This is a genomic window from Staphylococcus schweitzeri, from assembly GCF_002902405.1.
GTDB classification, from domain to species: Bacteria; Bacillota; Bacilli; order Staphylococcales; family Staphylococcaceae; genus Staphylococcus; species Staphylococcus schweitzeri.
In genome coordinates, this window is the sequence record NZ_PPQS01000051.1 from 136,448 (window position 1) to 161,787 (window position 25,340).

The window sequence follows — 25,340 nt, forward strand, 5'->3', positions numbered from 1 at the left end:
AAATAATTATGAAGCAATCCAAAGTTTTTATACCAACGATGCGTGACGTGCCATCAGAAGCAGAAGCACAAAGTCATCGTTTATTATTGAAATCGGGTTTGATAAAACAAAGTACAAGTGGGATTTATAGTTATTTACCGCTAGCAACACGTGTGTTAAATAATATTACTGCAATTGTGCGACAAGAAATGGAACGTATTGATTCTGTTGAAATTTTAATGCCAGCGTTACAACAAGCTGAATTATGGGAAGAATCAGGACGTTGGGGTGCATATGGCCCAGAATTAATGCGTTTACAAGATAGACATGGAAGACAATTTGCATTAGGTCCAACACATGAAGAATTAGTTACATCATTAGTAAGAAATGAATTAAAGTCATATAAACAATTGCCAATGACGTTATTCCAAATTCAATCAAAATTCCGTGATGAAAAGAGACCACGATTCGGTTTATTGCGTGGACGTGAGTTTATTATGAAAGATGCATATTCATTTCATGCAGATGAAGCATCTTTAGACCAAACGTATCAAGATATGTATCATGCTTATAGTCGTATATTTGAGCGTGTTGGTATAAATGCCAGACCAGTTGTAGCAGATTCAGGTGCTATTGGTGGTAGTCATACTCATGAATTTATGGCATTAAGTGCAATTGGTGAAGACACAATTGTTTACAGTAAAGAAAGCGATTATGCTGCTAACATCGAAAAAGCAGAAGTCGTTTACGAACCAAATCATAAGCATACTACTGTGCAACCTATAGAAAAAATTGAAACACCAAATGTTAAGACTGCGCAAGAATTGGCAGACTTCTTAGGTAGACCAGTAGATGAAATCGTTAAAACGATGATTTTTAAAGTTGATGGCGAATACATTATGGTATTAGTACGTGGACATCATGAAATTAATGACATTAAATTAAAATCATATTTCGGCACAGATAATGTTGAATTAGCAACACAAGACGAAATTGTTAATTTAGTTGGTGCAAATCCTGGTTCACTAGGTCCTGTAATTGATAAAAAAATCAAAATTTATGCAGATAATTTTGTGCAAGATTTAAATAATATAGTTGTCGGTGCTAACGAAGATGGCTATCACTTAATTAATGTAAATGTAGGTAGAGACTTCAACGTTGATGAATATGGCGATTTCCGCTTTATTTTAGAAGGTGAAAAGTTAAGTGATGGTTCAGGCGTTGCACATTTTGCTGAAGGTATTGAAGTTGGTCAAGTATTCAAATTGGGTACTAAGTATTCAGAATCAATGAATGCTACATTTTTAGATAACCAAGGAAAAGCCCAACCTTTAATTATGGGTTGTTATGGTATTGGTATTTCTAGAACACTAAGTGCGATTGTTGAACAAAATCACGATGAAAATGGAATTGTTTGGCCTAAATCAGTTACTCCATTTGATTTACATTTAATTTCTATTAATCCTAAGAAAGATGATCAACGAGAACTAGCGGATGCACTATATGCTGAATTTAATAGTAGATTTGATGTATTGTACGATGATCGTCAGGAACGTGCGGGTGTCAAATTTAATGATGCCGATTTAATTGGTTTACCACTGCGAATTGTTGTTGGTAAACGTGCATCGGAAGGTATTGTAGAAGTTAAAGAACGTTTAACAGGTGATAGCGAAGAAGTCCATATTGATGACTTAATGACTGTCATTTCTAATAAATATGACAATTTAAAATAATGGATAATATTTAACATATAAGAGTAGGATAAGGCTAAAAGAAATTACGTGCTTATGTCCTACTCTTATTATTTTTGATATAATGAATATTCGATGAAAAATGACTAAAGACGTAGTATAATTAATGATAAATTTGTTTTAACAATAATGTGATTTGATAAAGGTGAAAAAGATGAAATTTTAGCGTTTTTCACCATAATTAAACGGTATAAACTAATTATTATTGAAATGCACAAAAGTAATTTCTATTTAAGGTGGTAATTGTCTTGGCAATGACAGAGCAACAAAAATTTAAAGTGCTTGCTGATCAAATTAAAATTTCAAATCAAATAGATAGTGAAATATTAAATTCAGGTGAACTGACACGTATAGATGTTTCTAATAAAAATAGAACATGGGAATTTCATATTACATTACCACAATTCTTAGCTCATGAAGATTATTTATTATTTATACATGCAATAGAGCAAGAGTTTAAAGATATCGCCAACGTTACATGTCGTTTTACGGTAACAAATGGCACGAATCAAGATGAACATGCAATTAAATACTTTGGGCACTGTATTGACCAAACAGCTTTATCTCCAAAAGTTAAAGGTCAATTAAAACAGAAAAAGCTGATTATGTCTGGAAAAGTATTAAAAGTAATGGTATCAAATGACATTGAACGTAATCATTTTGACAAGGCTTGCAATGGAAGTCTTATCAAAGCGTTTAGAAATTGTGGGTTTGACTTAGATAAAATTGTTTTTGAAACAAATGACAATGATCAAGAACAAAATTTAGCATCTTTAGAAGCACATATTCAAGAAGAAGATGAACAAAGTGCACGTCTAGCTACAGAGAAACTTGAAAAAATGAAGGCTGAAAAAGCGAAACAACAAGATAATAACGAAAGTGCTGTTGATAAATGTCAAATAGGAAAACCAATTCAAATTGAAAATATTAAACCTATTGAATCAATTATTGAAGAAGAGTTTAAAGTTGCTATTGAAGGTGTCATTTTTGATATTAATCTAAAAGAACTAAAAAGTGGACGCCATATCGTTGAAATTAAAGTTACTGATTATACTGATTCATTAGTATTAAAAATGTTTACTCGTAAAAATAAAGATGATTTAGAACATTTCAAAGCGTTGAGTGTTGGTAAATGGGTTAGAGCACAAGGTCGAATCGAGGAAGATACATTTATCAGAGATTTAGTAATGATGATGTCTGATATTGAAGAAATTAAAAAAGCTACGAAAAAAGATAAATCTGAAGAAAAACGTGTAGAATTTCATTTGCATACTGCGATGAGTCAAATGGATGGGATACCAAATATTGGAGCGTATGTTAAACAAGCTGCAGATTGGGGACATCCAGCAATTGCTGTAACAGATCATAATGTTGTACAAGCATTTCCAGATGCCCATGCAGCAGCTGAAAAGCACGGTATTAAAATGATATATGGTATGGAAGGTATGTTGGTTGATGACGGTGTTCCGATTGCATATAAACCACAAGATGTCGTATTAAAAGATGCTACATATGTTGTGTTTGACGTTGAGACTACAGGATTGTCTAATCAATATGATAAAATTATCGAGCTCGCAGCTGTAAAAGTTCACAACGGTGAAATCATCGATAAATTTGAAAGTTTTAGTAATCCACATGAACGATTATCGGAAACGATAATCAATTTAACGCATATTACCGATGATATGTTAGTTGATGCGCCCGAAATTGAAGATGTTTTAACAGAATTTAAAGAATGGGTTGGCGATGCGATATTCGTAGCACATAATGCTTCATTTGATATGGGCTTTATTGATACGGGATATGAACGTCTTGGATTTGGATCATCTACAAATGGTGTTATCGATACATTAGAATTATCTCGTACGATTAATACTGAATATGGTAAACATGGTTTAAATTTCTTGGCTAAAAAATATGGCGTAGAATTAACACAACATCACCGTGCCATTTATGACACAGAGGCAACAGCTTACATTTTCATAAAAATGCTTCAACAAATGAAAGAATTGGGTGTATTAAATCATAACGAAATAAACAAAAAACTCAGTAATGAAGATGCATATAAACGTGCGAGACCAAGTCATGTAACGTTAATTGTACAAAACCAACAAGGTCTTAAAAATCTATTTAAAATTGTAAGTGCGTCATTGGTGAAGTATTTCTACCGTACACCTAGAATTCCACGTTCATTATTAGATGAATATCGTGAGGGATTATTGGTAGGCACAGCTTGCGATGAAGGTGAATTATTTACGGCAGTTATGCAAAAAGACCAAAGCCAAGTTGAAAAAATTGCCAAATATTATGATTTTATTGAAATTCAACCACCGGCACTTTATCAAGATTTAATTGATAGAGAGCTAATTAGAGATACTGAAACATTACATGAAATTTACCAACGTTTAATGCATGCAGGTGACACAGCGGGTATACCAGTTATTGCGACAGGAAATGCACATTATCTGTTTGAACATGATGGTATCGCACGTAAAATTTTAATAGCATCACAACCCGGCAATCCACTGAATCGCTCAACTTTACCGGAAGCACATTTTAGAACTACAGATGAAATGTTAAACGAGTTTCATTTTTTAGGTGAAGAAAAAGCGCATGAAATTGTTGTGAAAAATACAAATGAATTAGCAGATCGGATTGAACGTGTTGTTCCTATTAAAGATGAATTATACACACCGCGAATGGAAGGCGCCAATGAGGAAATTAGAGAACTAAGCTATACAAATGCACGTAAATTGTATGGCGAAGACTTACCTCAAATCGTTATTGATAGATTAGAAAAAGAATTAAAGAGTATCATTGGAAATGGTTTCGCAGTTATTTATTTAATTTCACAACGTTTGGTTAAAAAATCATTAGATGATGGATATTTAGTTGGTTCTCGTGGTTCGGTTGGCTCAAGTTTTGTAGCAACAATGACTGAAATTACTGAGGTGAATCCATTACCACCGCATTATATTTGTCCAAATTGTAAAACGAGTGAATTTTTTAATGATGGTTCAGTTGGATCAGGATTCGATTTACCTGATAAAACGTGTGAAACTTGTGGAGCATCACTTATTAAAGAAGGACAAGATATTCCATTTGAAACATTCTTGGGCTTTAAAGGGGATAAGGTTCCTGATATCGATTTAAACTTTAGTGGTGAATATCAACCAAATGCGCATAACTATACAAAAGTATTATTTGGTGAGGATAAAGTTTTCCGTGCAGGTACGATTGGTACTGTTGCCGAAAAAACTGCTTTTGGTTATGTTAAAGGCTATTTAAATGACCAAGGTATTCATAAAAGAGGCGCTGAAATAGATCGGCTTGTAAAAGGGTGTACTGGTGTTAAACGTACAACTGGACAGCATCCAGGGGGTATTATTGTAGTACCTGATTACATGGATATTTATGATTTTACGCCAATACAATATCCTGCAGACGATCAAAATTCAGCATGGATGACGACACACTTTGATTTCCATTCTATTCATGACAATGTGTTGAAACTCGACATACTTGGTCACGATGATCCGACTATGATACGTATGCTTCAGGATTTATCGGGCATTGATCCGAAAACGATACCTGTAGATGACAAAGAAGTCATGCAAATATTTAGTACACCTGAAAGTTTAGGTGTTACTGAAGATGAAATTTTATGTAAAACAGGCACATTTGGCGTGCCGGAATTCGGAACTGGATTCGTTCGACAAATGTTGGAAGACACAAAGCCAACTTCGTTTTCTGAGTTAGTCCAAATTTCTGGATTGTCTCATGGTACAGATGTATGGTTAGGCAATGCGCAGGAATTAATAAAATCAGGTATTTGTGATTTATCAAGTGTAATTGGTTGTCGTGACGATATCATGGTTTATTTAATGTATGCTGGTTTAGAACCATCAATGGCATTTAAAATTATGGAATCAGTACGTAAAGGTAAAGGCTTGACTGAAGAAATGATAGATACGATGAAAGAAAATAATGTGCCTGATTGGTATTTAGATTCATGTCTTAAAATTAAGTACATGTTCCCGAAAGCTCATGCTGCTGCATATGTGTTAATGGCAGTACGTATTGCGTATTTCAAGGTACATCATCCGCTTTATTATTATGCTTCTTATTTTACAATTCGTGCATCAGATTTTGATTTAATTACGATGATTAAAGATAAAACTAGCATTTGCAATACTGTTAAAGACATGTATTCTCGTTATATGGATTTAGGAAAAAAAGAAAAAGATGTTTTAACTGTTTTAGAAATTATGAATGAAATGGCACATCGTGGCTATCGTATGCAACCAATTAGTTTAGAAAAGAGTCAGGCTTTCGAATTTATCATTGAAGGAGATACGCTCATTCCTCCATTTATTTCAGTGCCGGGTCTTGGTGAAAATGTTGCAAAACGTATTGTTGAAGCACGTGATGATGGTCCGTTCTTATCAAAAGAAGACTTGAATAAAAAAGCTGGTCTATCACAAAAAATTATTGAATATCTTGATGAGTTAGGTTCATTGCCAAATTTACCAGATAAAGCTCAGCTTTCAATATTTGATATGTAATTGAAATATTTCACTAAAACATTTAGTAATCTTTGATTAGAAAAAGTTACATCAGATTCGATGAGTTTCTATATAATTGTTCACCTTAACGCTCTGTTTTAGTAGAAAAATAAATTAAAAGAAGACTAATTTATGAAGAATCATTGATAATTAGTGAAGTCATTTGTTTAGTATATAAACTTATGCTATAATTAAAGTGCTTAAAAATTAGTGAACTCAGGCAAAAGAGTGGGAGATTCCCGCTCTTTTCTATTTGCCAAAAAGGGAGGCCTGTATGAGTAAAATTACAGATCAAGTTGAAGCAATTGTTCAACCAATTATGGAAGACTTGAATTTTGAACTTGTAGACGTTGAATATGTCAAAGAAGGTAGAGATCATTTTCTTAGAATCTCTATTGATAAAGAAGGTGGCGTGGATTTAAATGATTGTACGCTTGCTTCTGAAAAAATAAGTGAAGCTATGGACGCTAATGATCCAATTCCTGAAATGTATTATTTAGACGTAGCATCACCTGGCGCGGAACGCCCTATAAAAAAAGAACAAGATTTCCAAAATGCAATAACTAAACCTATTTTTGTTTCGTTGTATGTACCAATTGAAGGTGAAAAAGAATGGTTAGGCATTTTACAGGAAGTCAATAATGAAACAATTGTTGTACAGGTGAAAATTAAAGCAAGAACGAAACATATAGAGATACCGAGAGACAAAATAGCAAAAGCACGTCACGCAGTTATGATTTAACGTGATGAGGAGGAAAAAACGTGTCAAGTAATGAATTATTATTAGCTACTGAATATTTAGAAAAAGAAAAGAAAATTCCTAGAGCAGTGTTAATTGATGCAATAGAAGCAGCATTGATTACCGCATACAAAAAGAATTATGATAGTGCAAGAAATGTCCGTGTTGAATTAAATATGGATCAAGGTACATTCAAAGTAATCGCTCGAAAAGACGTTGTTGAAGAAGTCTTTGATGACAGAGATGAAGTAGACTTAAGTACTGCACTTGTTAAAAACCCAGCATACGAAATTGGAGATATTTATGAAGAAGATGTAACACCAAAAGACTTTGGTCGTGTTGGTGCTCAAGCTGCGAAACAAGCAGTTATGCAACGACTTCGTGATGCTGAACGTGAAATATTATTTGAAGAGTTTATTGATAAAGAAGAAGATATATTAACAGGCGTGATTGATCGTGTAGATCATCGTTATGTATATGTTAACTTAGGACGTATTGAAGCAGTTTTATCTGAAGCTGAAAGAAGTCCTAATGAAAAATATATTCCAAATGAACGTATCAAAGTTTATGTTAACAAGGTAGAACAAACTACAAAAGGACCTCAAATTTATGTTTCTCGAAGCCATCCAGGTTTATTAAAACGTTTATTTGAACAAGAAGTACCAGAAATTTATGATGGATCTGTTATCGTAAAATCAGTTGCTCGTGAGGCGGGAGATCGTTCTAAAATCAGTGTCTTCTCAGAAAATCATGATATCGATGCAGTTGGCGCATGTGTAGGTGCTAAAGGTGCCCGTGTTGAAGCGGTTGTAGAAGAATTAGGTGGCGAAAAAATAGATATCGTTCAATGGAACGAAGATCCAAAAGTATTTGTGAAAAATGCTTTAAGTCCATCACAAGTATTAGAAGTTATTGTGGATGAAGCAAATCAATCAACAATAGTTGTAGTACCAGATTACCAATTATCATTAGCAATTGGTAAAAGAGGACAAAATGCACGATTAGCTGCTAAATTAACTGGCTGGAAAATCGATATTAAATCAGAAACAGATGCACGTGAAGCAGGTATCTATCCAGTAGTAGAAACTGAAAATGTAGCTAACGATGAAGTTGTTACAGAAGATGATGCTATAGCTGAATCAACAGAAGAGGCAACTGAAGTTACAGTTGATACTAACGTAGAGAAAGAATCTGAATAATAGGTTGGAGTGAAGTATCTATGAAAAAGAAAAAAATTCCGATGCGAAAATGTATTCTTTCAAATGAAATGCATCCAAAAAAAGATATGATTCGTGTTGTCATAAATAAAGAAGGCGAAATTTTTGCGGATGTAACAGGAAAGAAACAAGGCCGTGGCGCATATGTTTCTAAAGATGTTGCAATGGTTGAAAAAGCACAACAAAAAGAAGTGCTTGAGAAGTATTTTAAAGCGACAAAAGAACAATTGGAGCCTGTTTATAAAGAAATTATTAGATTGATTTATAGAGAAGAGATTCCAAAATGAGTGTAGAACAAATATTAAACTTTTTAGGATTGGCAATGCGAGCTGGTAAAGTAAAAACAGGTGAATCAGTCATTGTTAATGATATTAAAAAGGGGAATTTGAAACTCGTCATTGTTGCTGCAGATGCATCAAATAATACAACTAAATTAATTACAGATAAATGTAATAGTTACAAAGTTCCACTGAGGAAATTTGGAAGCCGAAATGAATTGGGAATAGCACTTGGAAAAGGTGAGCGTGTTAATGTAGGGATTACTGACCCAGGCTTTGCTAAAAAGTTGCTATCAATGATAGATGAATATCATAAGGAGTGATTATATGAGTAAACAAAGAATTTACGAATATGCGAAAGAATTAAATCTAAAGAGTAAAGAGATTATAGATGAGTTAAAAAGCATGAATATTGAGGTTTCAAATCATATGCAAGCTTTGGAAGATGACCAAATTAAAGCATTAGATAAAAAGTTCAAAAAAGAACAAAAAGATGATTCAAAACAAAGCGCTCAAAATAATCACCAAAAATCAAACAACAACAAAAACCAAAACAATAACAAAGGGCAACAAAAAGATAACAAAAAAAATCAACAATCTAATAATAAAGGTAATAAAAACATTAAAAAGAATAATAAAAATAATAAGAAGAATAATAAAAATAATAAGTCACAAAACCAACCAGTTGAACCGAAAGAAATACCATCAAAGGTAACATACCAAGAAGGTATTACTGTTGGAGAATTTGCTGACAAATTAAACGTTGAGTCTTCTGAAATTATTAAAAAATTATTCCTACTTGGTATCGTTGCTAATATTAACCAATCTTTAAATCAAGAAACAATTGAATTGATTGCTGATGACTACGGTGTAGAAGTTGAAGAAGAAGTTGTTATCAATGAAGAGGATCTTTCAACATATTTCGAAGATGAAAAAGATGATCCAGAAGCAATTGAAAGACCAGCAGTTGTAACAATCATGGGACACGTTGACCATGGTAAAACAACTTTATTAGATTCAATTCGTCATACTAAAGTAACTGCCGGAGAAGCAGGCGGAATTACACAACATATTGGTGCATATCAAATCGATAATGATGGCAAAAAAATTACTTTCCTTGATACACCAGGTCATGCGGCTTTTACAACAATGCGTGCACGTGGTGCTCAAGTAACTGATATTACAATTTTAGTAGTAGCGGCTGATGACGGTGTAATGCCTCAAACTATTGAAGCAATTAACCACGCTAAAGAAGCAGAAGTGCCAATTATCGTTGCAGTGAACAAAATTGATAAACCAACTTCAAATCCAGACCGAGTTATGCAAGAATTAACTGAGTACGGCTTGATTCCTGAAGATTGGGGTGGCGATACAATATTTGTTCCTCTTTCAGCATTAAGTGGTGAGGGTATTGATGATTTATTAGAAATGATTGGCTTAGTTGCGGAAGTGCAAGAACTTAAAGCAAATCCTAAGAATCGAGCTGTTGGTACAGTAATTGAAGCAGAATTAGACAAATCTCGTGGTCCATCTGCGTCATTACTAGTTCAAAATGGAACATTAAATGTTGGTGATGCGATTGTTGTTGGTAATACTTATGGTCGTATCCGTGCAATGGTAAATGATTTAGGTCAAAGAATTAAAACAGCTGGTCCATCAACACCTGTTGAAATTACTGGTATTAATGATGTGCCTCAAGCGGGTGATCGCTTTGTTGTATTTAGTGATGAAAAACAAGCACGTCGTATCGGTGAATCAAGACATGAAGCTAGCATCGTTCAACAACGTCAAGAAAGTAAAAATGTTTCATTAGATAATCTGTTTGAACAAATGAAACAAGGCGAAATGAAAGATTTAAATGTTATCATTAAAGGTGATGTTCAAGGTTCTGTAGAAGCTTTAGCTGCATCATTAATGAAAATAGATGTCGAAGGTGTAAATGTTCGTATTATTCATACAGCAGTTGGTGCAATTAATGAGTCAGACGTAACACTTGCGAATGCATCAAATGGTATCATTATTGGTTTCAATGTACGTCCAGATAGTGGTGCAAAGCGTGCTGCAGAAGCTGAAAATGTTGATATGCGTTTACACAGAGTTATCTATAATGTTATCGAAGAAATTGAATCAGCGATGAAAGGTTTACTTGATCCAGAATTTGAAGAGCAAGTTATTGGTCAAGCAGAAGTTCGTCAAACATTCAAAGTTTCTAAAGTTGGTACTATTGCCGGATGTTATGTTACTGAAGGTAAAATTACGCGTAATGCAGGTGTTCGTATTATTCGTGATGGAATTGTTCAGTACGAAGGCGAATTAGATACACTTAAACGTTTTAAAGATGATGCAAAAGAAGTTGCTAAAGGTTATGAATGTGGTATCACTGTTGAAAACTACAACGACCTTAAAGAAGGCGACGTTATCGAAGCATTTGAAATGGTTGAAATTAAACGTTAATTTTTCATGAAAATAATATGCCAAAAGTATAGTGATGATGCTAACTTTTGGCTTTTTTTATTGTCAGATAAAATTGAACATTGAATTGTTAAAATGTAGTTAATGATAAAGAACAACGAAATTTTTAATATTCATATAGATACTTGGTTTTATTATTCAAAATGCAAGGTATAAACCGATGCGTTTAAACTTTGTAAAGTTTTTTATCCATTCTATGTATTTTTTTAATAAATAATACAAAATGAAAAGGAAACTGAAATATTAACTTTGATTTGAAAATTCATTATAAACACTATTATAAAGGCAAACTTTATTTGATTTTATGAGCTTAATTTATTAAAATAACGTGTGAGCTAAAAAATTGTTTAAGCCTTTTCATTAAATATGATGAGATTGACAATTGAACTTAAAGATAAAGAGGTGACAATAATGAGTAGCATGAGAGCAGAACGTGTTGGTGAACAGATGAAAAAAGAATTAATGGATATCATCAACAATAAAGTTAAAGATCCTCGAGTTGGTTTTATTACAATAACTGATGTCGTTTTAACAAACGATTTATCACAAGCCAAAGTGTTTTTAACAGTTTTAGGAAATGATAAAGAAGTAGAAAATACTTTTAAAGCCCTTGATAAAGCAAAAGGCTTTATTAAGTCGGAATTAGGTTCTAGAATGCGATTACGTATTATGCCGGAATTAATTTATGAGTATGATCAATCAATCGAATATGGTAATAAAATTGAACGAATGATTCAAGATTTACACAAACAAGATAGATAATTTAGTGTTAGGTATCTGGAAAATGTTTGATAATTTCTTAATATCGGTATATTAACATTAAACAGTTAATACAAAGATGTCTAGAAATGTTTAACATTTTCCAGTTTTTTTATGAAGAAGTTTAGACAAGAATTCACTACATAAATAAATGAATAAAAAGAAGGTGACAAGATGTATAATGGAATTTTACCAGTTTATAAAGAACGAGGATTAACAAGTCATGATGTCGTATTCAAATTACGTAAAATTTTAAAAACTAAAAAAATTGGTCACACAGGTACGCTTGATCCGGAAGTTGCTGGCGTGTTACCAGTATGTATTGGCAATGCTACTAGAGTAAGTGATTATGTAATGGATATGGGCAAGGCATATGAAGCTACTGTTTCAATCGGAAGAAGTACTACTACTGAAGATCAAACTGGCGATACATTAGAAGTTAAAGCTATCCATTCAGCGCACATCACTAATGATGACATTGATCGATTATTAGAAGACTTTAAAGGGATTATTGAACAAACGCCTCCAATGTATTCATCAGTAAAAGTTAATGGTAAAAAATTATACGAGTATGCGCGTAACAATGAAACAGTAGTACGTCCTAAGCGAAAAGTGAATATTAATGACATTGGGAGAATTTCTGAACTCGACTTCAAAGGAAATGAATGTCATTTTAAAATACAAGTCGTTTGTGGTAAAGGAACATATATAAGGACGTTAGCAACAGATATTGGTGCGAAATTAGGATTTCCAGCTCATATGTCAAAATTAACGCGAATTGAATCAGGTGGCTTTAAATTACAAGATAGTTTAACTTTAGAACAAATAATTGCGCTTCATGAGCAGGATTCATTGCAAAATAAATTGTTTCCTTTAGAATATGGATTAAAGGGTTTGCCAAGCATTAAAATTAAAAATCCGCACATAAAGAAACGTATTTTAAATGGGCAGAAATTTAATAAAAATGAATTTGATAACAAAATTAAAGACCAAATTGTATTTATTGATGATGATTCAGAAAAAGTATTAGCAATTTATATGGCACATCCTACTAAAGAATCAGAAATCAAGCCTAAAAAAGTCTTTAATTAAAGGAGATAAAATTTATGAAAGTCATAGAAGTGACACATCCTATACAATCTAAACAGTATATTAAAGAGGATGTTGCAATGGCATTCGGATTTTTCGATGGCATGCATAAAGGTCATGATAAAGTCTTTGATATTTTAAATGAAACAGCTGAGGCGCGAAATTTGAAAAAAGCGGTAATGACATTTGATCCTCATCCATCGGTTGTGCTTAATCCTAAAAGAAAACGTACAACATATTTAACGCCGCTTTCAGATAAAATTGAAAAAATTAGTCAACATGATATTGATTACTGCATTGTTGTTAATTTTTCATCTAGGTTTGCAAATGTGAGCGTTGAAGATTTTGTTGAAAATTATATTATTAAAAATCATGTTCAAGAAGTGATTGCGGGATTTGATTTTACCTTCGGAAAGTTTGGGAAAGGTAATATGACCGTGCTACAAGAATATGATGCATTCAATACAACAATAGTTAGTAAACAAGAAATTGAAAATGAAAAAATTTCTACGACTTCTATACGTCAAGATTTAATGAATGGTGAATTACAAACAGCTAATGAAGCGCTGGGTTACATTTATTCAATCAAAGGCACTGTTGTACAAGGTGAAAAAAGAGGTAGAACAATTGGTTTCCCTACTGCTAATATTCAACCAAGTGATGATTATTTATTGCCTAGAAAAGGTGTATACGCTGTTAGTGTAGAGATTGGTACTGAAAATAAATTATACAGAGGTGTAGCAAATATAGGTGTTAAACCTACATTTCATGATCCAAATAAAGCTGAAGTTGTCATAGAAGTAAATATTTTTGACTTTGAAGATAATATTTATGGAGAACGCGTAACAGTTTATTGGCATCATTTCTTACGTCCTGAAATTAAATTTGATGGTATTGATCCACTAGTTAAACAGATGAATGATGATAAAGCACGTGCTAAATATTTATTAGCGGTTGATTTTGGTGATGAAGTAGCATATAATATTTAAAGTTGCGTATAGTTATACAAACAAACTATACCACACCTTTTTCTTAGTAGGTCGAATCTCCAACGCCTAACTCGGATTAAGGAGTATTCAAACATTTTAAGGAGGAAATTGATTATGGCAATTTCACAAGAACGTAAAAACGAAATTATTAAAGAATACCGTGTACACGAAACTGATACAGGTTCACCAGAAGTACAAATCGCTGTACTTACTGCTGAAATCAACGCAGTTAATGATCACTTACGTACACACAAAAAAGACCACCATTCACGTCGTGGATTATTAAAAATGGTAGGTCGTCGTAGACATTTATTAAACTACTTACGTAGTAAAGATATTCAACGTTACCGTGAATTAATTAAATCACTTGGTATCCGTCGTTAATCTTAATATAACGTCTTTGAGGTTGGGGCATATTTATGTTCCAACCTTAATTTATATCAAAAAACTTTTTACAAATATTAACATTTATTATATGTTAAGCTAATATTGAGTGAACAATAAGGTTACAATGAGATAAAGATTACATAAGTACACCTAGAGAAATAATCAAGAAATTAAAAATACAAGTATATTTTGAAAATATCACTTATATTTAAATTGATAAGGGTGGGACGATAAGTCTATTTTATATATAATAGATGATTATCCCGCTCTCTTTTTTTCCAATTCAATATTTTATAACTAATATTAAAATACGATAATAAATGATATGATATAACTATTAGATTCAAGAGAGGAGATTTATAATGTCTCAAGAAAAGAAAGTTTTTAAAACTGAATGGGCAGGGAGATCTTTAACGATTGAAACTGGGCAATTAGCTAAACAGGCTAATGGTGCTGTATTAGTTCGTTATGGTGATACAGTTGTATTATCAACTGCAACTGCTTCCAAAGAACCTCGTGATGGTGATTTCTTCCCGTTGACTGTGAACTATGAAGAAAAAATGTACGCTGCGGGTAAAATACCTGGTGGTTTCAAAAAAAGAGAAGGTCGTCCAGGTGATGATGCAACGTTAACAGCGCGATTAATTGATAGACCGATTAGACCTTTGTTCCCTAAAGGGTATAAACATGATGTTCAAATTATGAATATGGTATTAAGTGCTGATCCAGATTGTTCACCAGAAATGGCTGCAATGATTGGTTCATCTATGGCGCTTAGTGTTTCTGATATTCCATTTCAAGGCCCAATCGCTGGTGTAAATGTTGGGTTTATTGATGGTAAGTATGTCATCAATCCAACAGTTGAAGAAAAAGAAGTGTCTCGTCTAGACCTTGAAGTAGCAGGCCATAAAGACGCAGTGAACATGGTTGAAGCTGGTGCAAGTGAAATAACTGAACAAGAAATGCTAGAAGCTATCTTCTTTGGTCATGAAGAAATCAAACGTTTAGTTGATTTCCAACAACAAATCATTGACCACATTCAACCTGTTAAACAAGAATTCATTCCTGTAGAACGTGATGAAGCTTTAGTAGAACGTGTGAAGTCATTGACTGAAGAAAAAGGCCTTAAAGAAACGGTATTAACATTTGATAAACAACAACGTGATGATAACCTTGACAACTTAAAAGAAGAAATCGTCAGTGAATTTGTTGATGAAGAAGATCCTGAAAATGAATTATTAATTAAAGAAGTATATGCAATTTTAAATGACTTAATTAAAGAAGAAGTTAGACGATTAATTGCAGATGAAAAAATTAGACCAGATGGACGTAAACCAGATGAAATTCGCCCATTAGATTCTGAGGTAGGAATTTTACCAAGAACACATGGTTCAGGTTTATTCACACGTGGTCAGACACAAGCACTTTCAGTATTAACTTTAGGTGCATTAGGAGATTATCAATTAATAGATGGCTTAGGACCTGAAGAAGAAAAACGATTTATGCATCATTATAATTTCCCGAATTTTTCAGTAGGTGAAACTGGTCCAGTACGTGCGCCAGGTCGTCGTGAAATCGGACATGGTGCGTTGGGTGAAAGAGCTTTAAAATATATTATTCCTGATACAGCAGACTTCCCGTATACAGTTCGTATTGTAAGTGAAGTGCTTGAATCAAATGGTTCATCTTCTCAAGCTTCAATTTGTGGTTCAACATTAGCATTAATGGATGCAGGTGTACCGATTAAAGCGCCAGTTGCGGGTATCGCTATGGGGCTTGTTACACGTGAAGATAGCTATACGATTTTAACTGATATCCAAGGTATGGAAGATGCATTAGGTGATATGGACTTTAAAGTTGCTGGTACTAAAGACGGTATTACAGCAATTCAAATGGATATTAAAATTGACGGTTTGACACGTGAAATTATCGAGGAAGCTTTAGAACAAGCAAGACGTGGTCGTTTAGAAATTATGGATCACATGCTTCAAACAATTGACCAACCACGTGGTGAATTAAGTGCTTATGCGCCGAAAGTTGTTACGATGACAATTAAACCAGATAAAATTAGAGACGTTATCGGACCAGGTGGAAAGAAAATTAACGAAATTATCGACGAAACAGGCGTTAAACTTGATATTGAACAAGATGGTACAATCTTTATTGGTGCTGTTGATCAAGCTATGATAAATCGTGCGCGTGAAATTATTGAAGAAATTACACGTGAAGCAGAAGTTGGCCAAACATATCAAGCGACTGTTAAACGTATCGAAAAATATGGTGCTTTTGTAGGTCTATTCCCAGGTAAAGATGCCTTGCTTCACATTTCACAAATTTCTAAAAATCGAATTGAAAAAGTAGAAGACGTTTTAAAAATTGGTGACACAATTGAAGTTAAGATTACAGAAATTGATAAGCAAGGTCGTGTGAACGCTTCACACAGAGCATTAGAAGAATAATTAATAAAAATCAAAGTCATATGACGGTATTTCATCGTCATGTGATTTTTTTATGTCATTTTGAAGTAGGAACTCAATTTATTTTTATTGCATTGAACATTTTGAAACACTTTATCATTTTGTGTGCAACTGTTAATTATCCAGTATGTATAGTGATTAATAGTGTACATCAAGTGTTTTTTAACTTATAATAAATTATGAGTTTATATATGGACGGGTAACAAATTTAGGAGGTAAGATTTTGAGTTTAATAAAGAAAAAGAATAAAGATATTCGCATTATACCACTAGGTGGTGTCGGTGAAATCGCTAAAAATATGTATATCGTTGAAGTAGACGATGAAATGTTTATGTTAGATGCTGGACTTATGTTTCCAGAAGATGAAATGTTAGGTATTGATATTGTTATACCGGATATTTCGTATGTACTAGAAAATAAAGATAAATTAAAAGGTATATTCCTTACACATGGACACGAGCATGCAATTGGTGCAGTGAGTTATGTTCTTGAACAGTTAGATGCACCAGTTTATGGATCTAAATTAACTATAGCGTTGATTAAAGAAAATATGAAAGCCCGTAACATTGATAAAAAAGTACGCTATTACACAGTTAATAACGATTCAATTATGAGATTTAAAAACGTTAATATTAGTTTCTTTAATACAACACATAGTATTCCTGATAGTTTAGGTGTATGCATTCATACTTCATATGGTGCAATTGTTTATACTGGAGAATTTAAGTTCGATCAAAGTTTACATGGACATTATGCTCCAGATATTAAACGTATGGCTGAAATTGGTGAAGAAGGCGTATTTGTATTAATTAGTGATTCTACAGAAGCTGAGAAACCTGGATACAATACACCTGAAAATGTAATCGAACATCATATGTATGATGCTTTTGCTAAAGTACGTGGTCGTTTGGTTGTGTCTTGTTATGCATCCAACTTTATACGCATCCAACAAGTGTTGAATATTGCAAGTAAGTTAAATCGAAAAGTATCATTTTTAGGTAGATCACTTGAAAGTTCATTTAATATTGCCCGTAAAATGGGATACTTTGATATTCCTAAAGATTTACTTATTCCTATAACAGAAGTTGATAATTATCCTAAAAATGAAGTGATTATTATTGCTACAGGTATGCAAGGAGAGCCGGTTGAAGCATTGAGTCAAATGGCGCAACATAAACATAAAATTATGAATATTGAAGAAGGCGATTCTGTATTTTTAGCAATTACAGCATCAGCTAATATGGAAGTAATCATTGCAAATACACTAAATGAACTAGTTCGTGCTGGCGCACATATTATTCCTAACAATAAAAAGATTCATGCTTCAAGTCATGGTTGCATGGAAGAATTGAAAATGATGATTAACATTATGAAACCTGAATATTTCGTTCCTGTACAAGGTGAATTCAAAATGCAAATTGCACACGCAAAGTTAGCAGCAGAAGCAGGTGTTGCACCTGAAAAGATTTTCCTTGTTGAAAAAGGAGATGTCATTAATTACAACGGTAAAGAAATGGTATTAAATGAAAAGGTTAATTCAGGTAATATTTTAATTGATGGTATAGGTATAGGAGATGTAGGAAATATTGTCTTACGAGACCGTCATCTATTAGCGGAAGATGGTATCTTTATTGCGGTCGTAACGTTAGATCCTAAAAATAGACGAATTGCTGCAGGACCTGAGATTCAGTCTCGCGGTTTTGTGTATGTACGTGAAAGTGAAGATTTATTGCAAGAAGCAGAAGATAAAGTTCGTGAGATTGTAGAAGCAGGTTTACAAGAGAAGCGTATTGAATGGTCTGAAATTAAGCAAAATATGCGCGATCAAATTAGTAAACTTTTATTCGAAAGTACGAAACGTCGCCCTATGATTATTCCAGTTATTTCTGAAATTTAATCAAAAGTTATTAACACAAAAGAGGTCAGAACAATTCATTGAAATATAATTATTGTCATTAACAATATAGTTATATTTTAAAATGGTCATTTTAAAGGGGAAGTTATATTCAAATAACCTCTGTAGAGTGATACAAAGATGAAACTGTTCTAACCTCTTTCATCGTCTGTTTGAAAAGTAAACTACTAGTTCTACATTCAAATTTATAACTATAGGGGAATCAGTATTTTTAATTTCGTTATAACATTGACAACATAAGGAGGTGCGTCAATTGGCACAAGCAAAAAAGAAATCGACAGCTAAGAAAAAAACAACATCCAAAAAAAGAACAAATACGAGGAAAAAGAAAAATGATAATCCGATACGTTATGTCATAGCTATATTAATTGTAGTCTTAGTCGTGTTGGGTGTTTTCCAACTAGGAATTATAGGACGTCTAATCGACAGCTTCTTTAATTATTTATTTGGTTATAGTAGATATTTAACATATATTTTAGTTCTCTTAGCAACTGGGTTTATTACATACTCTAAACGTATTCCTAAGACTAGACGCACAGCTGGATCGATTATATTACAAATTGCATTATTATTTGTGTCACAGATAGTGTTTTATTTTAATAGCGGTGTCAAAGCTGAAAGAGAACCTGTACTTTCTTATGTATATCAATCATATCAACACAGTCATTTTCCTAACTTTGGGGGCGGCGTGTTAGGATTTTACTTATTAGAATTAAGCGTACCTTTAATTTCATTATTTGGGGTGTGCATTATTACAGTTCTACTGTTATGTTCAAGTTTTATTTTATTAACTAATCACCAACACCGCGATGTTGCGAAAATTGTTTTAGAAAACATTAAAACGTGGTTTAGTTCATTTAATGAAAAAATGTCTGAAAGAAATCAAGAAAAACAAATCAAACGTGAAGAAAAAGCAAGACTTAAAGAAGAACAACAACAAGCACGTCAAAATGAAAGACCACAAATTAAAGATGTGAGTGACTTTCCTGAAGTACCTCAAGAACGAGATATTCCAATCTATGGGCATAATGAGAATGAGGAGAATAATCAACAGACACATAGTCGTAAAAAGCGAATTTTTGATGCTGACCAAAGTGTGAACAACGATGGAAGTCATAATAAGATTAAACATCAAGAACAACAGGTAGAACAAAGTAATTATAATACTGAAAGTGAGAACTCAATAGAAGAAGCAGGGGAAGTAACAAATATATCTTATGTTATTCCTCCTCTAACTTTACTTAACCAACCAGCTAAACAGAAAACAACATCTAAGACTGAAGTCCAACGAAAGGGACAAATATTAGAAAATACGTTAAAAGATTTTGGAGTTAATGCAAAAGTAACTCAAATTAAAATTGGACCAGCTGTTACACAATATGAAATTCAGCCAGCACAAGGTGTTAAAGTTAGTAAAATTGTGAACTTGCATAATGATATTGCATTAGCCTTAGCTGCAAAAGATGTTAGAATTGAAGCGCCAATACCTGGCCGTTCAGCTGTTGGTATTGAGGTTCCTAACGATAAAATTTCATTAGTTTCGTTAAAAGAAGTATTAGACGAAAAGTTTCCGTCTAATAATAAATTAGAAGTTGGATTAGGAAGAGATATTTCTGGAGATCCAATTACAGTTCAACTAAATGAAATGCCTCATTTATTAGTTGCAGGTTCTACGGGAAGTGGTAAATCTGTATGTATAAATGGTATTATTACGAGTATTTTATTAAATGCTAAACCACATGAAGTTAAATTAATGTTGATTGACCCTAAAATGGTCGAATTAAATGTCTATAATGGTATTCCGCATTTATTAATACCAGTTGTTACAAATCCGCATAAAGCGGCACAGGCATTAGAAAAGATAGTAGCTGAAATGGAACGTCGTTATGACTTATTCCAACATTCCTCAACGCGAAATATTAAAGGATATAATGAGTTAATTCGTAAACAAAATCAAGAATTAGATGAGAAACAGCCAGAACTACCATATATTGTAGTCATTGTAGATGAACTTGCTGATTTAATGATGGTTGCAGGTAAAGAAGTTGAAAATGCGATCCAACGTATTACACAAATGGCTCGTGCAGCTGGTATACATTTAATTGTTGCTACACAAAGACCGTCCGTCGACGTTATTACAGGTATCATTAAAAATAATATACCTTCTAGAATAGCTTTTGCTGTTAGTTCGCAAACGGATTCAAGAACAATTATCGGTACTGGTGGTGCTGAGAAATTACTTGGTAAAGGTGATATGCTCTACGTTGGTAATGGGGATTCATCACAAACTCGAATCCAAGGAGCGTTTTTAAGTGACCAAGAGGTACAAGATGTTGTAAATTATGTAGTAGAGCAACAGCAGGCAAATTACGTTAAAGAAATGGAACCAGATGCGCCTGTAGATAAAGCAGATATGAAAAGTGAAGATTCATTATATGATGAGGCATATTTGTTTGTTATTGAGCAACAAAAAGCCAGTACATCTTTATTGCAACGACAATTTAGAATAGGCTACAATCGTGCTTCTAGATTGATGGATGATTTAGAACGTAATCAAGTGATAGGACCACAAAAGGGTAGTAAACCAAGACAAGTTTTAATAGATCTTAATAATGACGAGGTGTAAATAATGTCAGAAATGAATGCGGTATATAAGGTTAAGCAATACATTTTAAATTTGATTAATCAGAATAAATTAGAACATGGTGATCAACTTCCTAGTAATTTATCTATTGCCAGAGAATTAAATGTAAAAACCGATGACGTTTATGAAGCCATTCAGGCATTGATTACTGAACAAGTCATTAAAGATAATTTTGAAGAGGGCTCAAGTGTTAAGTCACTGCCCCCTTTCTTTTATCCATTAAATGAACTGATTAGTATAGGGCAGATGATTAAAAATGCAGGATTTGAAAGTGGCACGGAATATTTAAATTTCGATGAACAACCTGCCACAATGTTAGATGCAAGTTTGCTAACTGTTGAAGAAGGACATCCAGTTACAATTATTGAACGATTGAGAACTGCTGATGGACAACCTGTTGTTTATTGTTTAGATAAAATTGCTAAAAAAGAATTAACATGTACAGGCTACCAAATGAGCAATGGTTCAATGTTAAGTGCCATTAAAGAACAAAGTAATCATAATATTTGTTACGCCGATACTGAAATTGAAGCGGTTAATTATGAACCAAGAATTTCAGAAGTGTTAAATGCAGCGCCACATGAGGGATTAATTTTACTGAAAATAACTCATTATAATGAGTTAGACGAACCTATCTTGTATTCATTGAATTATATGAAAAATAGTTTAGTGCAGTTTAAGGTTACAAGAAAAATATAGATATAAGTTTTAACTGAGGAGGTTATATATTTGAGTTATCAATCTCAACCAAATATACATATAAATGTTTCACCAACTACTAAATTTAAAACAACTACGATAGTGTTTAAATTTATGGCACCATTAGAATATGACACAATTACAGCAAGATCACTTTTAAGTAAATTATTAGTACGTGCCACAAAGAAATGGCCTACGGACAAAGCATTTAATAATCATTTAGCTGAATTATATGGTGCTTATGTAAACAGTACGATTTCGAAATTTAAAGATCAGCATGTCATTACTTTTTCATTAGAAATTGTAAATGAGCGTTACTTAAGAAATCGTGAATCATTATTCAATCAAGGATTAGATTTATTACAAGAAATGATTTGGAATCCATTAATTAATAATGGGGCTTTTAATGAAAATTATGTTAATCAAGAAAAGACATTACTCGCTAAGAAAATTGAAGCGTTGGTCGATAACAAAGCGCAATATTCATTTTTAAAATTATTAGACCATATGTTTGAAAAGGAAGCGTATAAATATTTATCTACAGGACAACTAGAACAAATCCCACATATTACTGCTGAAACTCTTTATCATACATATCAATCAATGATTAATAATGATCAATGTTCTGTTTATGTTGTCGGAAATGTAGAGCCAGAAACTGTTAAACAACAAATTCGTGAAAAGTTTGCAATAAAACCATTTGATAAGCAGCAGTTCCAACATTCAACTCATCATTTACATGGTGAAGATGTTGATTATATTGTTGAATATGATGATGTAGATCAAGCTAAGTTAAATATGGGATATCGTTTTCCAACTCAATATGGTCAACCTGGCTACGCTGCATTTGTCGTTTTTAATATGATGTTCGGCGGAGATCCTTCATCCGTATTATTCAACGAAGTGCGTGAAAAGCAAAGTTTAGCTTATTCCATCCATTCACAAATTGATGGGAAAAATGGATATTTATTTGTTTTAAGTGGTGTATCAAGTGATAAGTACGAGGTAGCTAAAGATACAATTATCAATGAGTTTGAAAAAATAAAAAATGGAGATTTTACAGATGAAAAATTGGCTTTAGCAAAGAAAGTAATTATTTCTCATCGCTTTGAGTCTGAAGATCGTCCAAAAAGTATCGTTGAAATTATGCACAACCAAACACTTTTAGAACAACCTCAAAGTAAAGAAACATTTATAAATGATATCCAGAAAGTAAGTCGTGAAGATATTAAGTCAGTTGCCAAGCAGTCTTATTTAGATACGATTTATGTATTAACAAAAGGAGGGGATAAATAATGAAAGAACGTTATTATGAATTAATAGATGAAAGAGTTTTTGAAAAAGAATTAGATAATGGCTTACGTCTATTTATTATCCCTAAACATGGTTTTCAAAAAACATTTGTAACTTATACAACTCAGTTTGGTTCTTTAGATAATAAATTTAAACCATTTGGACAAGATGAATTTGTGACGGTCCCTGATGGCGTAGCACATTTTTTAGAACATAAATTATTTGAAAAAGAGGAAGAAGATTTGTTTACCGCATTTGCAGAAGAAAATGCGCAAGCAAATGCATTTACGAGCTTTGATCGTACAAGTTATTTATTCAGTGCAACAGATAATGTTGAAAGTAATATTAAACGTTTATTGACGATGGTTGAAACACCGTATTTTACAAAAGAAACTGTTGATAAAGAAAAAGGAATTATCGCAGAAGAAATCAAAATGTATCAAGAACAGCCTGGATATAAATTAATGTTTAATACTTTGCGTGCTATGTACCAACAACATCCAATACGGGTTGACATTGCCGGAAGTGTTGAAAGTATTTATGAAATAACTAAAGATGATTTATATTTATGTTACGAAACGTTTTATCATCCTTCAAATATGGTTTTATTTGTAGTTGGAGATGTAAATCCTGAATACATATGCCAAATTGTTGAAGATCATGAAAATGCTCGCAATAAAGACAATCAACCTAAAATTGAAAGAGGTATTGTTGATGAGCCTAATGAAGTGAAAGAAGCTTTTGTATCTGAAGAGATGAAAATTCAGTCGCCGCGTTTAATGCTTGGATTTAAAAATAAACCGTTGCAAGAAGAACCTGAAAAATATGTTCAACGTGATTTAGAAATGTCATTGTTCTTTGAATTAATATTTGGAGAAGAAACGGATTTTTATCAACATTTATTGAATGAAGGTCTTATCGATGATACGTTTGGCTATCAATTTGTGTTAGAACCAACGTATAGTTTTTCAATTGTGACTAGTGCTACTGAAGAACCAGATAAATTAAAAGAATTATTGATGAATGAGTTGAGAGATAAAAAAGGTAATTTCCAAGATGCTCAAGCATTTGAACTTTTGAAAAAGCAGTTTATTGGTGAATTTATTTCAAGTCTAAATTCTCCTGAATATATTGCAAATCAATATACTAAGTTGTATTTTGAAGGTGTTAGTGTATTTGACATGCTAGATATTGTTGAAAATATAACATTAGATAGTATTAATGAAACGTCATCGTTGTACTTAAATTTAGAACAACAGGTTGATAGTCGTTTGGAGATTAAAAAATAATGAAAGCATTGGTATTAGGTGGTTCTGGTTCCATAGGTTCTGAGATTGTACAGCGATTATTATCAGATGGCTTTGAAGTGTACATACAATATTATCGTACCGATATAAATGAATTATCAATTAAATTCCAAGGTGACAAAGTACATTTTATAAAAGCAAATTTAACTAACACGATTGATATTGAAAATACATTTGGTGACATTAAAACATTAGATTGTTTAATTTACGCGAGTGGTCAATCATTATATGGCGTTTTGCAAGATATGTCAGATTACGATATTGATGTTTGTTACCAGTTAAATGTCTTGCAATTAATCAGGTTATGTCGTTATTTTGTGGATTTATTGCGTCAAAGTGAAAATGGCAGAATAATAGTTATTTCTTCAATCTGGGGAGAAATGGGTGCCAGCATGGAAACAATTTACTCTACGATGAAAAGTGCGCAATTAGGATTTGTCAAAGCTTTAAGTCAAGAATTGGCGTTGACTTCAGTGACTGTAAATGCAGTAACTCCTGGATTTGTCGCTGGGAACATGGCTAATGAGTGGCGTGAAGATGAACTCCAAGCAATGGTAAATGAATTACCACAGCAACGTCTGATATTACCTAGAGAAATTGCGCATACATGTGCTTATTTATATCATCCAGATGCTAAAAGTGTGACTGGAACCATTCAAAAAGTAAACGGTGCTTGGTATATTTGATATTATAACTATTTTTATTATCAAATATTTTTATGTTTGATGTTATAATATGAATAATACAAAATGTGAATCATAATTAGTTAATTAATCAAGG

At 32.8% G+C, this 25,340-nt stretch carries 18 protein-coding genes; all 18 read left to right on the forward strand.

From position 1 onward, the window contains the following. The first annotated feature begins 8 nt into the window (after positions 1–8). Entirely contained in the window at positions 9–1,712 is a 1,704-nt protein-coding gene (locus CD116_RS13115; RefSeq protein WP_047549511.1) for a proline--tRNA ligase, read from the forward strand. 272 nt (positions 1,713–1,984) lie between these two features. After that, positions 1,985–6,295 (forward strand): PolC-type DNA polymerase III, encoded by a 4,311-nt coding sequence (locus CD116_RS13120; RefSeq protein WP_078101710.1) that lies wholly within the window; start codon positions 1,985–1,987, stop codon positions 6,293–6,295. A 274-nt stretch (positions 6,296–6,569) separates the two neighbouring features. Continuing rightward, a complete protein-coding gene (gene rimP / locus CD116_RS13125) occupies positions 6,570–7,037 on the forward strand; it encodes a ribosome maturation factor RimP (protein ID WP_047528928.1) in 468 nt (155 codons plus the stop codon). 20 nt (positions 7,038–7,057) lie between these two features. Continuing rightward, on the forward strand, positions 7,058–8,233 hold the full coding sequence (nusA, locus tag CD116_RS13130; RefSeq protein WP_047528926.1) for a transcription termination factor NusA: 1,176 nt from the start codon (positions 7,058–7,060) through the stop codon (positions 8,231–8,233). 20 nt (positions 8,234–8,253) lie between these two features. Next, positions 8,254–8,538 (forward strand): RNase P modulator RnpM, encoded by a 285-nt coding sequence (rnpM, locus tag CD116_RS13135; protein WP_047528924.1) that lies wholly within the window; start codon positions 8,254–8,256, stop codon positions 8,536–8,538. Further along, positions 8,535–8,852 (forward strand): YlxQ family RNA-binding protein, encoded by a 318-nt coding sequence (locus tag CD116_RS13140; RefSeq protein ID WP_047447401.1) that lies wholly within the window; start codon positions 8,535–8,537, stop codon positions 8,850–8,852. The genes rnpM and CD116_RS13140 overlap by 4 nt, the downstream gene beginning before the upstream one ends. Positions 8,853–8,856: 4 nt before the next feature. Continuing rightward, positions 8,857–10,983, forward strand: a complete 2,127-nt coding sequence (infB, locus tag CD116_RS13145; protein WP_047425174.1) for a translation initiation factor IF-2 — start codon at positions 8,857–8,859, stop codon at positions 10,981–10,983. 429 nt (positions 10,984–11,412) lie between these two features. Further along, positions 11,413–11,763, forward strand: a complete 351-nt coding sequence (gene rbfA / locus CD116_RS13150) for a 30S ribosome-binding factor RbfA (RefSeq protein ID WP_000097321.1) — start codon at positions 11,413–11,415, stop codon at positions 11,761–11,763. A gap of 171 nt (positions 11,764–11,934) precedes the next feature. After that, positions 11,935–12,852, forward strand: a complete 918-nt coding sequence (truB, locus tag CD116_RS13155; protein WP_047549505.1) for a tRNA pseudouridine(55) synthase TruB — start codon at positions 11,935–11,937, stop codon at positions 12,850–12,852. A 14-nt stretch (positions 12,853–12,866) separates the two neighbouring features. Beyond that, entirely contained in the window at positions 12,867–13,838 is a 972-nt protein-coding gene (gene ribF, locus CD116_RS13160) for a riboflavin biosynthesis protein RibF (protein WP_047425179.1), read from the forward strand. A gap of 114 nt (positions 13,839–13,952) precedes the next feature. Then, entirely contained in the window at positions 13,953–14,222 is a 270-nt protein-coding gene (gene rpsO / locus CD116_RS13165) for a 30S ribosomal protein S15 (RefSeq protein ID WP_001018327.1), read from the forward strand. Between the two features lie 365 nt (positions 14,223–14,587). Further along, positions 14,588–16,684, forward strand: a complete 2,097-nt coding sequence (gene pnp / locus CD116_RS13170) for a polyribonucleotide nucleotidyltransferase (protein ID WP_047425181.1) — start codon at positions 14,588–14,590, stop codon at positions 16,682–16,684. Between the two features lie 241 nt (positions 16,685–16,925). Beyond that, positions 16,926–18,599 (forward strand): ribonuclease J2, encoded by a 1,674-nt coding sequence (gene rnjB / locus CD116_RS13180; protein WP_047528909.1) that lies wholly within the window; start codon positions 16,926–16,928, stop codon positions 18,597–18,599. A 271-nt stretch (positions 18,600–18,870) separates the two neighbouring features. Continuing rightward, a complete protein-coding gene (locus CD116_RS13185) occupies positions 18,871–21,243 on the forward strand; it encodes an FtsK/SpoIIIE family DNA translocase (RefSeq protein WP_047549503.1) in 2,373 nt (790 codons plus the stop codon). A gap of 3 nt (positions 21,244–21,246) precedes the next feature. Further along, positions 21,247–21,960, forward strand: coding sequence for a GntR family transcriptional regulator (locus tag CD116_RS13190; protein ID WP_047528905.1), 714 nt, complete (start codon positions 21,247–21,249; stop codon positions 21,958–21,960). A 30-nt stretch (positions 21,961–21,990) separates the two neighbouring features. Next, entirely contained in the window at positions 21,991–23,256 is a 1,266-nt protein-coding gene (yfmF, locus tag CD116_RS13195) for an EF-P 5-aminopentanol modification-associated protein YfmF (RefSeq protein WP_047528903.1), read from the forward strand. Beyond that, positions 23,256–24,542 (forward strand): EF-P 5-aminopentanol modification-associated protein YfmH, encoded by a 1,287-nt coding sequence (gene yfmH / locus CD116_RS13200; protein ID WP_047549499.1) that lies wholly within the window; start codon positions 23,256–23,258, stop codon positions 24,540–24,542. The genes yfmF and yfmH overlap by 1 nt, the downstream gene beginning before the upstream one ends. Then, complete coding sequence (ymfI, locus tag CD116_RS13205) at positions 24,542–25,246, forward strand: elongation factor P 5-aminopentanone reductase (protein WP_047549496.1); 705 nt, start codon at positions 24,542–24,544, stop codon at positions 25,244–25,246. The genes yfmH and ymfI overlap by 1 nt, the downstream gene beginning before the upstream one ends. Positions 25,247–25,340 lie beyond the last annotated feature (94 nt).

What these genes read in the sequence shown, in the direction of transcription:
- CD116_RS13115 (WP_047549511.1), top strand. Translation starts at nt 9, where the DNA reads ATGAAGCAATCCAAAGTTTTTATACCAACGATGCGTGACGTGCCATCA.
- CD116_RS13120 (WP_078101710.1), top strand. Translation starts at nt 1,985, where the DNA reads ATGACAGAGCAACAAAAATTTAAAGTGCTTGCTGATCAAATTAAAATT.
- rimP (WP_047528928.1), top strand. Translation starts at nt 6,570, where the DNA reads ATGAGTAAAATTACAGATCAAGTTGAAGCAATTGTTCAACCAATTATG.
- rnpM (WP_047528924.1), top strand. Translation starts at nt 8,254, where the DNA reads ATGAAAAAGAAAAAAATTCCGATGCGAAAATGTATTCTTTCAAATGAA.
- CD116_RS13140 (WP_047447401.1), top strand. Translation starts at nt 8,535, where the DNA reads ATGAGTGTAGAACAAATATTAAACTTTTTAGGATTGGCAATGCGAGCT.
- infB (WP_047425174.1), top strand. Translation starts at nt 8,857, where the DNA reads ATGAGTAAACAAAGAATTTACGAATATGCGAAAGAATTAAATCTAAAG.
- rbfA (WP_000097321.1), top strand. Translation starts at nt 11,413, where the DNA reads ATGAGTAGCATGAGAGCAGAACGTGTTGGTGAACAGATGAAAAAAGAA.
- truB (WP_047549505.1), top strand. Translation starts at nt 11,935, where the DNA reads ATGTATAATGGAATTTTACCAGTTTATAAAGAACGAGGATTAACAAGT.
- ribF (WP_047425179.1), top strand. Translation starts at nt 12,867, where the DNA reads ATGAAAGTCATAGAAGTGACACATCCTATACAATCTAAACAGTATATT.
- rpsO (WP_001018327.1), top strand. Translation starts at nt 13,953, where the DNA reads ATGGCAATTTCACAAGAACGTAAAAACGAAATTATTAAAGAATACCGT.
- pnp (WP_047425181.1), top strand. Translation starts at nt 14,588, where the DNA reads ATGTCTCAAGAAAAGAAAGTTTTTAAAACTGAATGGGCAGGGAGATCT.
- CD116_RS13190 (WP_047528905.1), top strand. Translation starts at nt 21,247, where the DNA reads ATGTCAGAAATGAATGCGGTATATAAGGTTAAGCAATACATTTTAAAT.
- yfmH (WP_047549499.1), top strand. Translation starts at nt 23,256, where the DNA reads ATGAAAGAACGTTATTATGAATTAATAGATGAAAGAGTTTTTGAAAAA.
- ymfI (WP_047549496.1), top strand. Translation starts at nt 24,542, where the DNA reads ATGAAAGCATTGGTATTAGGTGGTTCTGGTTCCATAGGTTCTGAGATT.